15 protein-coding genes are annotated in these 14,512 nt (G+C 62.9%); 3 read left to right on the top strand and 12 right to left on the bottom strand.

Going from position 1 to position 14,512, the window contains the following annotated elements; translation table 11 throughout:
- Both mtgA and ruvC read left to right on the top strand, forming a co-directional pair.
- Complete coding sequence (gene mtgA / locus Cth01_RS05330; protein ID WP_034377100.1) at positions 1-729, top strand: monofunctional biosynthetic peptidoglycan transglycosylase; 729 nt, start codon at positions 1-3, stop codon at positions 727-729.
- Positions 730-852: 123 nt separating this feature from the next.
- Entirely contained in the window at positions 853-1,401 is a 549-nt protein-coding gene (ruvC, locus tag Cth01_RS05335) for a crossover junction endodeoxyribonuclease RuvC (RefSeq protein WP_003068955.1), read from the top strand.
- Here the strand turns inward: ruvC and Cth01_RS05340 are convergent.
- Together Cth01_RS05340 and Cth01_RS05345 are read right to left on the bottom strand one after the other, a co-directional pair.
- Positions 1,395-2,336, bottom strand: coding sequence for an alpha/beta fold hydrolase (locus tag Cth01_RS05340; RefSeq protein WP_233425109.1), 942 nt, complete (start codon positions 2,334-2,336; stop codon positions 1,395-1,397). The two genes, ruvC and Cth01_RS05340, sit on opposite strands and share 7 nt — an antisense overlap.
- Before the next feature lie 84 nt (positions 2,337-2,420).
- Positions 2,421-2,849, bottom strand: coding sequence for an RcnB family protein (locus Cth01_RS05345; RefSeq protein ID WP_034354321.1), 429 nt, complete (start codon positions 2,847-2,849; stop codon positions 2,421-2,423).
- Here Cth01_RS05345 and Cth01_RS05350 point away from each other — a divergent pair.
- Positions 2,848-3,048, top strand: a complete 201-nt coding sequence (locus Cth01_RS05350) for a hypothetical protein (protein ID WP_131324648.1) — start codon at positions 2,848-2,850, stop codon at positions 3,046-3,048. The genes Cth01_RS05345 and Cth01_RS05350 overlap by 2 nt on opposite strands.
- 3 nt (positions 3,049-3,051) lie before the next feature.
- Here Cth01_RS05350 and Cth01_RS23945 read toward each other — a convergent pair whose 3' ends face one another.
- From Cth01_RS23945 to murD, 10 genes are all read right to left on the bottom strand, one after another.
- Positions 3,052-3,228: a hypothetical protein gene (locus Cth01_RS23945; RefSeq protein ID WP_003068960.1), complete on the bottom strand. Its 177-nt coding sequence runs from the start codon at positions 3,226-3,228 to the stop codon at positions 3,052-3,054.
- An 11-nt stretch (positions 3,229-3,239) separates the two neighbouring features.
- Entirely contained in the window at positions 3,240-4,163 is a 924-nt protein-coding gene (gene lpxC / locus Cth01_RS05355; protein WP_034354325.1) for a UDP-3-O-acyl-N-acetylglucosamine deacetylase, read from the bottom strand.
- Between the two features lie 247 nt (positions 4,164-4,410).
- Positions 4,411-5,604 (bottom strand): cell division protein FtsZ, encoded by a 1,194-nt coding sequence (gene ftsZ / locus Cth01_RS05360; RefSeq protein ID WP_003068965.1) that lies wholly within the window; start codon positions 5,602-5,604, stop codon positions 4,411-4,413.
- 146 nt (positions 5,605-5,750) lie between these two features.
- Positions 5,751-6,980, bottom strand: coding sequence for a cell division protein FtsA (gene ftsA / locus Cth01_RS05365; RefSeq protein ID WP_003051293.1), 1,230 nt, complete (start codon positions 6,978-6,980; stop codon positions 5,751-5,753).
- 72 nt (positions 6,981-7,052) lie between these two features.
- Positions 7,053-7,862, bottom strand: a complete 810-nt coding sequence (locus Cth01_RS05370) for a cell division protein FtsQ/DivIB (protein ID WP_034354328.1) — start codon at positions 7,860-7,862, stop codon at positions 7,053-7,055.
- The gene (locus Cth01_RS05375; RefSeq protein ID WP_034377102.1) at positions 7,859-8,830 is read right to left on the bottom strand and encodes a D-alanine--D-alanine ligase; all 972 of its coding nucleotides are present in this window, start codon (positions 8,828-8,830) and stop codon (positions 7,859-7,861) included. Before Cth01_RS05375 ends, Cth01_RS05370 begins: the two co-directional genes overlap by 4 nt.
- Complete coding sequence (murC, locus tag Cth01_RS05380; protein WP_003081129.1) at positions 8,827-10,260, bottom strand: UDP-N-acetylmuramate--L-alanine ligase; 1,434 nt, start codon at positions 10,258-10,260, stop codon at positions 8,827-8,829. Before murC ends, Cth01_RS05375 begins: the two co-directional genes overlap by 4 nt.
- Positions 10,257-11,342, bottom strand: coding sequence for an undecaprenyldiphospho-muramoylpentapeptide beta-N-acetylglucosaminyltransferase (murG, locus tag Cth01_RS05385; RefSeq protein WP_045838690.1), 1,086 nt, complete (start codon positions 11,340-11,342; stop codon positions 10,257-10,259). Before murG ends, murC begins: the two co-directional genes overlap by 4 nt.
- Positions 11,339-12,610 carry a putative lipid II flippase FtsW gene (ftsW, locus tag Cth01_RS05390; RefSeq protein WP_012839829.1) on the bottom strand — a complete coding sequence of 424 codons (1,272 nt, stop codon included), beginning with the start codon at positions 12,608-12,610 and terminating at the stop codon, positions 11,339-11,341. The genes murG and ftsW overlap by 4 nt, the downstream gene beginning before the upstream one ends.
- Positions 12,607-14,511, bottom strand: coding sequence for a UDP-N-acetylmuramoyl-L-alanine--D-glutamate ligase (murD, locus tag Cth01_RS05395; RefSeq protein WP_045838691.1), 1,905 nt, complete (start codon positions 14,509-14,511; stop codon positions 12,607-12,609). Before murD ends, ftsW begins: the two co-directional genes overlap by 4 nt.
- Between the last annotated feature and the right edge of the window lies 1 nt (position 14,512).

The following is a 14,512-nucleotide window of genomic DNA, read 5'->3' on the forward strand; positions in this document are numbered from 1 at the left end:
ATGAAAGCTCTTGGCCGACTGCTGTTGCTGGTGCTTTGCGCCACCCTGCTGCTGCAATTGTTTTTTGTAGCACGCATCGCAGTCATGGCATGGCTGGATCCAGAGTCCACCAGCTATCAGCGCTCCGAAGCCTGGCAGCTTGCCCACAGCAGCGAGGGCCTGCGCTGGCGCCAGCAATGGGTGGACTACGGCCAGATCTCCAGCAACCTCAAGCGCGCGGTGATTGCCTCCGAAGATGCCGGCTTTATGGACCATCACGGCGTGGAATGGAATGCCGTTCAGAGGGCCTGGCAGCGCAACGCAAAAGCCGAGGCCAGGGCCATGCAGGCCGAAAAAGCAGGAAGCAACAGCAAGCCCGCCAAGGTCTATGGCGGCTCCACCATCACCCAGCAGCTGGCCAAGAACCTGCTGCTGTCGGGCGAACGCAATTTTCTGCGCAAGGGCCAGGAGCTGGTGCTGGCGCAATTGCTGGAGCTGATGCTGAGCAAGCAGCGCATTCTGGAGATCTATCTCAACAATGTGGAATGGGGCCAGGGCGTGTTCGGCGCCGAGGCCGCCGCCCAACATTACTTCCGCAAGAGTGCCGCCCAGCTCAATGCGGCTGAGGCAGCACGACTTGCCGCCATGCTTCCGGCACCCAAGCGCTTCGAGAAAATGCCGCAATCGCGCTATCTGGCGCAGCGCAGTCGCACGATTGCGCGCTATATACCGATGGTGACGCCCCCCTGAGGCGCTTCGCCTGGGCGGCCCCGCGCCTTCCCCGAGGAGGACGGCAGCATCGCCGCGAGGCGGCTCTTGCTTGCTGTCACCCGCATGGAGCGTGAAGGTTTTGTACGTGGATAATCGACAGCCATGCGAATTCTAGGAATCGACCCTGGCCTGCAGACCACGGGCTTTGGCGTCATCGACATGGAAGGCCAGCGCCTGTCCTATGTGGCCAGCGGCACCATACGCACCAACAAGATGGAACTCGGCGACCTGCCGGGCCGTCTCAAGGTGCTGTTCGACGGCATCTCCGAAGTCGCCTCACGCTATCAGCCCGAGGTGGCTGCCGTGGAAATCGTCTTCGTCAACGTCAACCCCCAGTCCACGCTGCTGCTGGGCCAGGCCCGTGGTGCGGCGCTGACGGCCCTGGTCAACGCCAATCTCGCGGTTTCCGAATACACCGCCCTGCAGATGAAAAAAGCCGTGGTCGGCCATGGTCGCGCAGCCAAGAGTCAGATCCAGGAAATGGTCAAACGGCTGCTGCAACTGCCCGGCCTGCCTGGCACCGATGCCGCCGACGCGCTGGGGCTGGCGATCACCCATGCCCATGCGGCTGCCGCCATGGGGCTGATGGCCAAGTCCACCGATCTGCGCCGCAAGCAACATGCCATGTACCGGGGCGGACGGGTCTATTGATCCAGTGCGGACCTGAGCCTGATCCACTGCGCGATCCTGGGAAACACATCGGATTGCGCATTGCCGGACATCAGCAACCGACTGTGGCTGTAGTCCTCCGCAAAGCCTGCGGCCTTGCCGCATAGCAGAAACTCCACATCAGGCCCTGCGAAGGCCCTGGCAAGGGCTTCGCAGCCCCGCCAGGGAGCGATCACACGGTCCGCAGATCCTGCCAGTGCCAGAACGGGAATCCGAACCTGGGCCAGGCTGCTCGGATAATCCATGCCGTCCTTCCCGACAAAGCTGCGGCGCAGGTTCCAATGGCACCACTGCCGCATCAGGCGAGCGCTTTCCCTCTCGGGGCCCACCATTGAGCTTGCTATCAACCATTGCCTACGGTCTATCCAGGCCCTGTACCCGTGGATTGCGATCCGCGCTGAAAAGGTTGCAGCTGCATGGGTCGTCTGAGCGGCCAGCAACACGAGACCGGCCAGATGCGCCTGCGCACGCTCGGGCTGGCGCGCTGCCCAGATGGCCGCTGCAATGCCCCCACCACTATGCCCGATGAATACCATGGAGCGACCTTGCTCCTGGCGGAGAATCTCTTGAAGAGCGCTGTCAACGTCATGCTCGGCCACAGTTTCCAGGTCGTAATCGTGGCTGACTGACTGATTCAGCCCATGTCCTCGCCAATCGAAAAGCCAGACGCCAAAACCCTGCGCAGCGAGGAATCGACCCAGCCTCTGGCATGAGGATGCGCTGGAAAACGTGCCGTGCGTCACGACCACCACCGCCCCCCGCGCGGGGCCGATGCGTGTCAGCACGATGGAATGCCCATCCCTGGTCGGTACATCGACTCTTCGCATATAAGGCCAACCCTCCGTGATCCGCTCCCGATCTGCATTGCAGTGCGTCCGCAGAATGTTCGGCCAGATTCTGGGGATGGTCAATTGCATGACCCAAACTGAGCCTGCTTTACAGGACTCCTTTACATACAAAAAAGCCGCGGCAGGCCACGGCTTTTCGAGAGGTTTCACGGTTTAGTAATTGCTCAGCACCATGGAGGCGATCACGCCTGTGGCAATGGCAACCAGCAGATAGTCGCCGCCGTTCTGAATCCAGTGATAGCCACGCGGCGGCGCCGACAGATGGTGGCCGCGCCAGTCATTCACCACATAGTGCTGGCTGCGGTATTGCGGCGGTACGCGACTGCCCTTGTACCAGTTATGGTCGGGACCACCGCCACGGCGACCATTGTCGTGATGATCGGCACGTCGGTCGTCGCGCCTGTCATGGCGCTGCTCATGCCGACCACGATCATCATGGCGACCGCCATGGCGCATGTCCTGCGCTCCATGTCCATTGCCGCGGCCGGGTGGCGGGCCGGGCTGAGCCTGAACGGCCAGACTGCCCAGACCCAGGCAGGCGGCAATGGAGGCAGAAAGAATGCGGGTAGTCAAACGGGACATGGGTACTCCTTTGTCGAATTGTTTCGGTCAACAAGGTGTGCGGCCGGTCATGGCAGCCGCAGCAGATCCATCTTTACCCAATTTCGGCGCCGCAAGAAGTGAGCAACTGCCGATTTACCACTTTTTGCGCGCTGTTTACAGAACAGAAACCTATGAAACGCCAAGCCGGATTTGGCAAGCCGCTATCAATATTCATTAGTTCTCAGATGATGCGTCCGACAAACATCACGGCAAAAAAGGCCAGACCGGCAATCACCGTCCACTTGAACAGCAAAAAGCCCAGGCGCTTGTAGTGCGCCTTGCCGGTTCCCAGATAGAAGGCAAAGCTCAATGCCGACGCCAGAATCAGCAAGGTGGCCAGCCAGCGAAAGATCAACATGGAGGTCTCGCTCACCAGGCCTGAGCGGGCATGGCAAAGCCCTGAGGAGCCTGGCGCTCGCTCTCGAAGGTCACGAGCTCCCAAGTCTCGGGCTGCTCGGTCATTGCGCGCAGCAGCTTGTTGTTGAGGCCGTGACCCGAGCGAAAGGCGCTGTAGGCACCGAGAATGGGCTTGCCGATCAGGTACAGGTCGCCGATCGCGTCAAGGATCTTGTGCTTGGCAAACTCGTCGTCATAGCGCAGGCCGTCGCTGTTCAGGACCTTGTAGTCATCCATGACGATGGCGTTGTCCAGCCCGCCGCCCAGTGCCAGGCCATTGTTGCGCAGCATTTCCACATCCTTGGTGAAGCCGAAGGTGCGGGCGCGGGCGATGTCGCGTGTGTAGTTGTCCAGACCCATGTCGAACTCCACGCACTGCCCCGTGGAGTCCACGGCTGGGTGAGCGAAGTCGATCTCGAAGCGCAGCTTGAAGCCATGGTAGGGATCGAAGCGCGCCCACTTGAGGTTCTGGCCTTCGCCCTCGCGCACCTCGATCGGGCTCTTGATGCGGATGAAGCGCTTGGGCGCTTTCTGCAACTCGATTCCGGCGCTTTGCAGCAGAAAAACGAACGAGGACGAAGAGCCATCGAGAATCGGCACTTCTTCGGCAGTGATGTCCACGTAGAGGTTGTCGATTCCCAGACCGGCGATGGCCGACATCAGGTGCTCTACCGTATGCACCTTGGCTCCGCCACTGCCGATGGTGGAAGCCATGCGCGTATCGGTCACTGCCTCGGCGGAAATGGGGATATCCACAGGCTCAGGCAAGTCCACGCGACGGAACACGATGCCGGTATCAGGCTGGGCAGGGCGCAGCGTCAACTCGACACGCTGGCCGCTGTGCAGGCCCACGCCTACGGCACGGGAAATGGTCTTGATGGTACGTTGCTGAAGCATGCTGGTATTTTAAATGGGACAACCCCGAGCCGGCTTACGCCGACCCAGGGTTGTCTTAATCGCTGCGATACAGCGAACTGATAGGACATCAGTCCTTAACAAACCAAAGGCCTTTGCGGCTGACTCTCAAGCGCTGGCGCACTCGGAGGCAGAGACACCGAGGAAGGGCTGCCCCGCACCGAGGGTGTCGTCCCCCTCCGGCGCAAAGCGCCAGAGAGGGGGAAGCGGCAAAGCCGCTCAGGGGGGCTTAATCAGCCTGCTTGCGCAGAAACGCCGGGATCTCCACATCGTCCATGCCGCCAGACGCCAGCGCGCTCACGCGCTCCGAAGCCTGGGTGCGGTTGGTGCGCCAGACGCTGGGCACATTGGTGTTGGCCGTGCCGTAGTCCATGCCGCCCAGGGGAGGCAGACCCACTGCCACGTTGTCGGTACCGGTACGCAGACCGCCCTGCACCACCTGGATGTTCTGGCGACGCACATTGGGACGCGACAGGCCGGTGGCCACCACGGTCACGCGGATTTCGTCGCCCAGCGAGTCATCGTAGGCAGCGCCGTAGATCACATGCGCATCGGGAGACGCATAGGCATTGATGGTGGACATGGCCAGACGCGACTCGGACAGCTTGAGGCTACCCTTGGCTGCAGTCACCAGCACCAGCACGCCCTTGGCGCCGGACAGATCGATGCCTTCCAGCAGCGGGCAGGCCACGGCCTGCTCGGCAGCGATACGGGCACGATCGGGACCGGCGGCCTTGGCCGTGCCCATCATGGCCTTGCCGGGCTCGCCCATCACGGTGCGCACGTCTTCGAAGTCGACGTTCACATGGCCGTACTCGTTGATGATTTCGGCAATGCCGCCCACGGCGTTCTTCAGAACGTCGTTGGCATGGGCAAAAGCCTCGTCCTGGGAGATATCGTCGCCCAGCACATCGAGCAGCTTTTCGTTGAGCACAACGATCAGCGAGTCCACATTCGCCTCCAGCTCGGCCAGGCCGGCGTCAGCGTTCTGCATGCGGCGACCGCCTTCCCACTCGAAAGGCTTGGTCACCACACCCACCGTCAGAATGCCCATTTCCTTGGCCACTCGTGCGATCACAGGCGATGCACCGGTACCCGTACCACCACCCATGCCTGCCGTAATGAAGAGCATGTGCGCGCCTTCGATGGCAGCGCGAATATCTTCCACAGCAGCTTCCGCAGCATCGCGGCCCTTGTCGGGCTTGCTGCCGGCACCCAGGCCGCTGCCACCCAGATGGATGGTGCGGTGAGCGCGGCTGCGCAACAGAGCTTGAGCATCGGTATTGGCCGTAATGAATTCGACGCCCTGAACGCTGCGTTCAATCATGTGGTCGACGGCGTTGCCGCCGCCGCCGCCGACGCCGATCACCTTGATCTGCGTGCCTTGGTTGAATTCTTCGGTTTCAATCATGTCGATAGGCATGGTGGTGCTCCTGTTCTCTAGTGGTGGTTTGTCGCTGCTGTGGAAAAGAAATTTCGAACTCTTGAGGTCTTCGCGGTCTTCGTCGTCGATACCGCGAAAAATCCATCTGTGGTGGTCCGGTGATGAACATGCGATAAGTGCTCATATCAGAAGTTCCCCACGATGAAGTCTTTGAACCGGCCAAAAGCGGTCTTCATGGAACCGCTCTTCTGGGCCACCTTGTAGCCACGCAGACGTGCCAGACGTGCTTCATCGAGCAGGCCCATCACCGTGGCGGCACGGGGCTGGGCGACCATGTCGGCCAGCGCACCGGAATATTTGGGAAGCCCGCGACGCACGGGCTTGAGGAAGATGTCTTCGCCAAGCTCGATCATCCCGGGCATGACGGCGCTGCCGCCCGTAAGCACGATGCCCGAGGACAGCACTTCTTCGTAGCCCGATTCGCGGATGACCTGCTGCACCAGCGAGAAGATCTCCTCCACGCGGGGCTCGATCACGCCGGCCAGGGCCTGCTTGCTGATCATGCGCGGGCTGCGGTCGCCCAGGCCCGGCACCTCGACCTGGGCATCGGGATCGGCCAGCAACTGCTTGGCATAGCCGCTCTCGACCTTGATGTCCTCGGCATCCTTGGTGGGAGTACGCAGGGCCATGGCGATGTCGCTGGTGATCAGGTCACCGGCAATCGGGATCACGGCCGTGTGGCGAATCGCACCGCCGGTGAAGATGGCCACATCGGTCGCTCCCGCACCGATGTCCACCACTGCCACGCCCAGCTCGCGCTCGTCATCGGTCAGCACGGCCTGGGCCGACGCCAGCGGGTTGAGCAGCAACTGCTCGACTTCCAGGCCGCAGCGGCGCACGCATTTGATGATGTTCTCGGCCGCGCTCTGGGCGCCGGTCACGATATGGATCTTGGCCTCAAGGCGAATGCCGCTCATGCCGATGGGCTCGCGCACCTCGTGGCCGTCAATGACGAACTCCTGCGCCTCGACCAGCAGCAGGCGCTGGTCGGACGAGATATTGATGGCCTTGGCGGTTTCCATCACGCGAGCCATATCGGTGGACGAGACTTCCTTGTCCTTGATGGCCACCATGCCGCTGGAATTCAGACCGCGGATATGACTGCCCGTAATGCCGGTACACACTCGCTGGATCTTGCAATCCGCCATCAGCTCGGCCTCTTTGAGCGCCTGCTGGATGCTTTGCACGGTCGCATCGATATTCACGACCACGCCGCGCTTCAAGCCGTTGCTGGGGGCTACGCCCAGGCCCGCCAGCTTGAGCTCGCCATTGGACATGACCTCGGCCACCACCGCCATGACCTTGGCCGTGCCGATATCCAGCCCAACAATCACATCCTTGTATTCTCTTGCCATATCAGCTTCCGCCCCCGGTAGGTTCTGTCTTGTCTTTGTGTGCGCCTTGCATGTCTGCTCCCCTGCTCCTGCTCATCGTCTGGCCCTGGCAGCAGCTGCCGGCGCGGAGGTTCCAGTGGTCACGCCCTTGAGTCGCAAGGCATAGCCGTCTTCGTAACGCAGGTCTGCAGACTCCAGTGCCGCAGCCGAGCGCTTGTATTGAGAGGTGATCTGAGGCAGCGTGCGCACAAAGCGCTGCACGCGCTGCAATATGTCTTCGGTCGTGCCACCGCCCAGTTCCAGCAGCGCATCGTTATCCAGCACCAGCGTCCAACTGCCACGCGCATCCAGAGTCAGGCTGTCCAGCGCCACATCGAGCGGCTTCAAGGCCGGCTCCAGCGCTCGATACATCTGCAGAACACGCGGTGCCGAGCCCTCGGGGCCTTGCAGACGCGGCAGACCTTCGCGATCCAGTTCGCCCAGATTGGCTTCAAACACTTCGCCGGCCTTGTTGACCAGACCGGTACCGGTCTCAGCCCCCCAGAAGGCCTCGGCCACATGCTCCTTGAGCGCAACGCGCAAGCCGTTCGGATATTCGCGGCGCACCTGCGCCTCCTGCACCCAGGGCACTTGCTCGAATGCATGCTGGGCCGCCTTCAGGTCCACCGTGAAGAAGTTGCCTTTGAGTACTGGCGCCACATTGGCGCGCAGCGTCACGGCGTTGTTATGCACCAGCTCGCCTTCCACCACGATGCGACCGATATTGAAGGCCGGAGTTCGCATCAACCACCACCCCACGGCCATCACGCACGCCGTCAAGCAGCCCATGAACATCACCGTGGCAGTGATGTTCATGAGCTTGACGTCGAACGGGACGACGGCTGTGGGCTGGTTGCGGTTCATGGCTGCTCCGCTTCTCCATCCAGCGTGCTCATGGCCAGGATGCCAAGGCACAGGTTTTCGTAGCTCACGCCGGAAGCGCGCGCAGCCATGGGGACGAGAGAATGCCCCGTCATGCCTGGCGAGGTATTGATCTCCAGCAAGAAAGGCTTGCGGTCGCTGGCGCGAATCATGATGTCGGCACGCGCCCAGCCACGGCAGCCCAGCGTGCGGAAGGCTTTTTCCACAATGCGCTGGATCTCGGCCTCCTCGACAGCCGGCAGGCCGCTAGGGCAGTGGTACTGCGTGGTATCTGTGAAGTACTTGTTCTGGTAGTCGTAGTTGCCTTCGGGCGCAACGATTCGGATCACCGGCAGCGCACCGGCCTGGGCACCCGTGCCCAGCACGGGGCAGGTGGTCTCGTCACCGGCAATGAACTGCTCGCACAGCACTTCTGCGTCGTACTGGGCCGCCAGCTCGTAGGCCTTGGCGCATTCGTCGGCATTCATCACCTTGGTCAGGCCGATGCTGGAGCCGTCGCGTGCGGGCTTGACGATCATGGGAGCGCCCAGGGCTTCCAGTGCGGCGCGGGTTTCAGCGGCCGAGGCGACCATGCGCCAGTCCGGCGTGGGCAGGCCTTCAAAGCGCCAGATGCGCTTGGTCATGATCTTGTCCATGGCGATGCTGGAAGCCATCACCCCCGAACCCGTATAGGGGATGTCCAGCAACTCCAGTGCACCCTGCACCGTGCCGTCCTCACCGTAGCGGCCGTGCAGCGCGATGAAGCAGCGGTCAAAGCCTTGCACCTTGAGCTGTTCCAGCCCCTGTTCGGCAGGGTCGAACTTGTGGGCATCGACACCCTTGGACTGCAGTGCGGCCAGCACGCCAGCGCCGGACATCAGCGAGACCTCGCGCTCGGACGAGCGACCGCCCATGAGCACGGCGACCTTGCCCAGTGCCTTCACGTCGATATTTGTACCAAACATGCTCATTGCGCGCTCCCTGCGGGCGCGGCCAGCTCTTGTTTCTGAAGCATTTCAACCAATTTCCCAGGCACGGCGCCAATCGATCCGGCCCCCATGCACAGCAATACATCGCCCGCTTGCGCATTGGCAGCGATGGCTGCCGGCATATCGGCAATGTTTTCCACAAATACAGGCTCGACCTTGCCGGCCACACGCAAGGCGCGAGCCAGGGATCGACCGTCGGCAGCCACGATGGGTGCCTCGCCCGCGGCATAGACCTCGGCCAGCAGCACCGAGTCGGCGCTGCCGATGACCTTCACAAAGTCCTCGAAACAGTCGCGTGTGCGGCTGTAGCGGTGTGGCTGGAAGGCCAGCACCAGGCGCTGCCCCGGGAAGGCACCGCGTGCCGCAGCCAGCGTGGCTGCCATTTCCACGGGGTGATGACCGTAGTCGTCGATGACGGTGAACGTGCCGCCATTGGCAGCCGGCAGTTCGCCATAGCGCTGGAAGCGCCGTCCCACGCCCTTGAAGCCTTCCAAGGCGCGCAGCAGCGCCTCGTCGGAAATCTCGAGCTCCATGGCCACCGCCACGGCAGACAGGGCGTTGAGCACGTTGTGCTCGCCGGGCAAGCTCAGCACAACCTCCAGATCGGGGTAGCTCTGGCCGTTCTGGCGGCGCACGGTAAAGCGCATGCGACCGGCTTCGGCACGCACGTTCACGGCGCGCACCTGGGCATCTTCGGCAAAGCCGTAGGTCGTGACCGGACGCGCCAGCTTGGGCAGGATCTCGCGCACGGCAGGGCTGTCGACGCAGAGGATGGCGCGCCCGTAAAACGGCATGCGATGCAGGAAATCGACAAAGGCCTGCTTGAGGCGGCCGAAGTCATGGCCGTAGGTTTCCATGTGATCGGCGTCGATATTGGTAACGACGGCCATCACAGGCAGCAGGTTCAGGAAGGAGGCATCGGACTCGTCGGCCTCGACCACGATGTAGTCGCCCTGACCCAGCTTGGCATTCGCGCCGGCGCTGTTGAGCTTGCCGCCGATCACGAAGGTCGGGTCCAGGCCGGCTTCGGCCAGCACACTGGTCACCAGGCTGGTGGTGGTGGTCTTGCCATGCGCCCCGGCAATGGCGATGCCCTGCTTGAAACGCATCAGCTCGGCGAGCATCAGCGCACGGGGAACCACAGGAATCTTTTTCTCGCGCGCAGCCAGGACCTCGGGGTTGTCGCCCTGCACGGCCGTGGAGGTCACCACGGCATCGCTGCCAACAACGTTCTCGGCCGCGTGACCGACAAAGGTCTTGATGCCCAGGCCCGCCAGGCGGCGCAGCGTGGCGCTGTCGGCCAGATCCGAGCCTGAAATGGCGTAACCCAGGTTGTGCAGAACCTCTGCAATACCGCTCATGCCGGCGCCGCCAATACCGACAAAGTGAATGTGATGAATGGCGTGTTTCATGCTGCCAACTCCTCACAAGCGGCGACCACCTTCGCGGTGGCATCAGTCTTTTGCATTTTCTTCGCGAGTTCAGCGCGCTCCAACAGCGTCGCACGCTGCATATTTTGTAGCATTTCCGCCAACCCTTGGGCGCTCAAAGTACTTTGCGGCTGTAACCAACCGCCACCGGCATCCACCAGGAAGCGCGCATTGCTGGTCTGGTGGTCATCCACCGCAGCAGGGAAGGGCACATAGACCGCTGCCGCCCCTACAGCGGCGATCTCGGTCACGGTGCTGGCACCGGCACGGCAGACGACGAGATCGGCATCCGCAAAAGCCTTGGCCGTGTCATCGATGAAGGGAGTCAGCTCGGCCTGTACGCCTGCAGCCTGATAGTTGGCACGCAACGCATCGATCTGGGCCGTACCGCTCTGGTGCAGCACCACGGGGCGCTGATCGGCAGGCATCAGGGCCAGAGCCTGGGGCACGATCTCATTGAGCGCCCTGGCTCCCAGGCTGCCGCCCACCACCAGCAGCTTGAGCGGGCCGCTGCGGCCGGCAAAGCGCAGGGCGGGCTCGGCCTGCTCCAGGAAAGCCTGACGCAGCGGATTGCCCACCCATTCGCCCTTGGCAAATACCTTGGGGAAAGCCGTGAACACTCGCTTGGCCACCTTGGCCACGACCTTGTTGGCCATGCCGGCCACGGAGTTCTGCTCGTGCAGCACCACGGGCACGCCCGAAGCCGCAGCCATCAGGCCACCGGGCACGGTGAGGTACCCGCCCAGGCCGATGACCACATCGGGCTGCACGCGCTTCATCACGGCACGCGCCTGCGAGAAGGCCTTCGCCAGCCTGAACGGCAGTTGCACCAGGGTCTTGAGCCCCTTGCCGCGCACGCCGCCAAATTCGATCAGCTCCAGTGCAAAGCCCTGGGGCGGCACGATGCGCGACTCCATGGAGCCGGGCGCTCCCAGCCAGTGCACATTCCAGCCGCGCGCACGCAACTCCTGTGCCACGGCCAGACCGGGGAAGATATGACCGCCGGTACCACCGGCCATCACCAGTGCCGTGCGCGGCTTGCTTGGCTTGATGAGCAGGCTCATGCGTGGCCTCCCTTCATCAGCAGCTTGTTTTCGTAATCGACTCTGAGCACCACAGCTATCGCAATCAAATTCATCAAAATGGCCGAACCGCCAAAACTCATTAACGGCAGAGTCAGGCCTTTGGTTGGCAGAGCGCCCAGATTCACACCCATGTTGATAAAGGCCTGGAAGCCCATCCAGATCGCCACGCCCTCGGCCACCAGCCCGGCAAAGACACGGTCCAGCGCGATGGCCTGACGGCCGATCAGCATGATGCGGCGGGTCAACCAGAAGAAGACGGCAGCAATCAGCAGCAGGCCGACCAGACCAAATTCTTCGCCGATCACTGCCAGCAGGAAGTCGGTATGCGCTTCGGGCAGCCAGTGCAGCTTTTCCACGCTGCGGCCCAGGCCCACGCCAAAGATCTCGCCCCGCCCGATGGCAATCAGCGCATGCGAGAGCTGGTAGCCCTTGCCCAGCGCATGCTTCTCATCCCAGGGATCGAGGTAGGCAAAAATACGTTCGCGGCGCCACTCCGAGGTGGCGATGATCATGCCGAAGGCCAGCACCACCAGCAGTGCGATGATGAAGAACATGCGCGCATTCACGCCGCCCAGGAACAGAATGCCCATGGAGATCACGACGATCACCATGAAAGCCCCCATGTCGGGCTCGGCCAGCAGCAGCACGCCCACCACGACCACGGCCAGACCCATGGGCAGCACGGCGCGGAAGAAGCGCTCCTTGACCTCCATCTTGCGCACCATGTAGTCGGCCGCGTAGATCAGGATGGAGAACTTGGCCAGCTCGGAAGGCTGGAAGTTCATGATGCCCAGCGACAGCCAGCGCCGCGCGCCGTTGACCACCGTGCCCACATGCGGGATCAGCACCGCCACCAGCAACACAATGGAGATCAGAAACAGCTTGCGCGCCACCTTCTCCCAGACATTCATGGGCACCTGGAAGGCCAGCAGCGCGGCCACAAAGGCCATGCCTATCGACATGGTGTGGCGCAGCAGAAAGTGATAGGGCTCGATCTTGCCAAAGCGCGGGTTGTCCGGCATCGCAATCGATGCCGAATACACCATGACCAGACTCCAGGACAGCAAGGCGATGACGACCCAGATCAGAGCCTGATCCAGCCCCAGTACGCTTGCCGGAGTACGGGTGGGACGGTCGTACAGCGGCCCGCCTACGCGCACAGGCAGCACGTCGATGGGCCTTTCCTCTGCGCTGCGGAACCACGAGCGCATGCGGCCGGAGAGGCTGGTCAGGAAGGCGGCTGTCATGCGCCGTCCTCCAGTTGCTGGCCGGCTTCAAGCGCCAGCTCGCGCACCGCTTCCACAAACTGGTGGGCGCGGTCCGCATAGTCCTTGAACATGTCCATGCTCGCGCAGGCCGGCGAGAGCAGCACCGCATCATTGGCATGGGCCAGACGCGCGGCCTGCTGCACGGCGTCCTGCATGCTTGCGGCATCGACCAGGGTCACGCCTGTGTCGCCAAGCGCCTCGCGAATCAGCGGCGCATCCTGGCCGATCAGCACGGCCGCGCGCACATAGCGCGAGACGGGAGCGGCCAGCGGCGTGAAGTCCTGGCCCTTGCCCAGACCACCCAGAATCACCACGATGCGGTGGTCCGGCCCCAGGCCCATAAGGGCTGCCACGGTGGCGCCCACATTCGTGCCCTTGCTGTCATCAAAGTATTCGACATCGCCCACCCGGCCCACGGGCTGCACACGGTGCGGCTCGCCCCGGTATTCGCGCAGGCCGTAGAGCAACGGTGCCAGCGTGCATCCTGCACCGGTCGCCAGCGCCAGGGCCGACAGCGCATTGATGGCGTTGTGGCGGCCGCGGATGCGCAGCGCATCGGCGGGCATCAGGCGCACGATGTGCAGATCGTCGGCGTTCTTGCCCTTGCTGGTTTCGTCGGCCTCATGGGCGCGCACCAGCCAGGTCATGCCGTTGACCACCTCCAGGCCGAAGTCTCCGGGGCGGCGCGGCATGTCGCCGCCAAAGCTGACATGGGCACGCTGGAAAGTCTTGCCGCGCTTGCCGGGCACCGCCACGGGCGCCGGCAGCATGGCCATGACGACGGGGTCTTCGCGGTTGAGGACCATCAGAGCCTGCTCGCCAAAGACATGGGCCTTGGCATCGGCATAGGCCTGCATGCCACCATGCCAGTCCAGATGGTCCTGGGTGATATTGAGCACCGTGGCCGCCGTGGGCTCGAATCCGCGGCAGTCGTCGAGCTGAAAGCTGGACAGCTCCAGCACCCAGGCCTGAGGCAGAGTCTCGGCATCGATGCGAGCGGACAGGGTGTCGAGCAGCGAAGGACCGATATTGCCGGCCACGCCCACGCTCAATCCGCCATGCTCCAGCAGCTGACCGGTCAGCGAGGTGACCGTGGTCTTGCCGTTGGTGCCGGTGATGCCCAGCACCTTGGGCGCATAGCCATGGGCTTCGCGCAGGCCCTTGAGCGCAAAGGCAAACAGATCCAGTTCGCCGCCCGTGGGCAGGCCGATGCTGCGCGCGGCATCGAAGACCGGGGCAACGCTGGCCGGGCTCAGGCCCGGCGAACGATAGACGGAACTCAGGCTCTGGCCATCGACCAGAGCAGCCGTGAATGCGCCGGCAACAAAGCGCACGCCGGGCAGTTCGGCCTGCAGCGCAGGCAGATAGGGCGGGGCTTCGCGCGTGTCGGCCACCGTGACCTCGGCACCGGCACGCACGCACCAGCGTGCCATGGCGATGCCCGAGATGCCCAGACCCAGAATCAGCACGCGCTGGCCCTGCAGGTGCTGGGCCGCGCCTTGCGGCCAGTGCACGGGGACAGGTGGCAGCTCCACCACTGCTTCCAGCTCGGCTTCGGGCTGCGACTCGACCTTGGTCACTTCGGCATCGGCCGCATCGGAGATGCTGGGGTCGGCAAAAATCTGTGCCACGAAGGCGGCCGCGTCCCTGGCTGCCGTCAAGGTGGAGATATCGGGCACCGGCTCGGCATCCAGCGTCTTGGCGATGATGGCAGGCGCTTCTATTTCAGGAGCTTCTGGCGCTTGCTCCTGAATCATTTCAGACATATTTTCATCTGAAATGCTTTGCAGATCAGCGATAGGCGCTTGCGTTTGCATAGCATCCACAACCGCATCCGGCTGCAGAACCTGATCATCGAGCTTGAGGTCTTCGTCTTGCATG

It is taken from the genome of Comamonas thiooxydans, assembly GCF_000964545.1.
In the GTDB taxonomy this organism is placed as follows: Bacteria; Pseudomonadota; Gammaproteobacteria; order Burkholderiales; family Burkholderiaceae_C; genus Comamonas; species Comamonas thiooxydans.

Coding starts and splice junctions, on each gene's coding strand:
- Cth01_RS23945 (WP_003068960.1), bottom strand. CDS start 3,228: ATGTTGATCTTTCGCTGGCTGGCCACCTTGCTGATTCTGGCGTCGGCA.
- murG (WP_045838690.1), bottom strand. CDS start 11,342: ATGAGCCTGCTCATCAAGCCAAGCAAGCCGCGCACGGCACTGGTGATG.
- ftsZ (WP_003068965.1), bottom strand. CDS start 5,604: ATGCCTATCGACATGATTGAAACCGAAGAATTCAACCAAGGCACGCAG.
- lpxC (WP_034354325.1), bottom strand. CDS start 4,163: ATGCTTCAGCAACGTACCATCAAGACCATTTCCCGTGCCGTAGGCGTG.
- murD (WP_045838691.1), bottom strand. CDS start 14,511: ATGCAAGACGAAGACCTCAAGCTCGATGATCAGGTTCTGCAGCCGGAT.
- ftsA (WP_003051293.1), bottom strand. CDS start 6,980: ATGGCAAGAGAATACAAGGATGTGATTGTTGGGCTGGATATCGGCACG.
- Cth01_RS05345 (WP_034354321.1), bottom strand. CDS start 2,849: ATGTCCCGTTTGACTACCCGCATTCTTTCTGCCTCCATTGCCGCCTGC.
- Cth01_RS05350 (WP_131324648.1), top strand. CDS start 2,848: ATGGGTACTCCTTTGTCGAATTGTTTCGGTCAACAAGGTGTGCGGCCG.
- Cth01_RS05340 (WP_233425109.1), bottom strand. CDS start 2,336: ATGCAATTGACCATCCCCAGAATCTGGCCGAACATTCTGCGGACGCAC.
- Cth01_RS05370 (WP_034354328.1), bottom strand. CDS start 7,862: ATGAACCGCAACCAGCCCACAGCCGTCGTCCCGTTCGACGTCAAGCTC.
- ftsW (WP_012839829.1), bottom strand. CDS start 12,610: ATGACAGCCGCCTTCCTGACCAGCCTCTCCGGCCGCATGCGCTCGTGG.
- murC (WP_003081129.1), bottom strand. CDS start 10,260: ATGAAACACGCCATTCATCACATTCACTTTGTCGGTATTGGCGGCGCC.
- ruvC (WP_003068955.1), top strand. CDS start 853: ATGCGAATTCTAGGAATCGACCCTGGCCTGCAGACCACGGGCTTTGGC.
- Cth01_RS05375 (WP_034377102.1), bottom strand. CDS start 8,830: ATGAGCATGTTTGGTACAAATATCGACGTGAAGGCACTGGGCAAGGTC.
- mtgA (WP_034377100.1), top strand. CDS start 1: ATGAAAGCTCTTGGCCGACTGCTGTTGCTGGTGCTTTGCGCCACCCTG.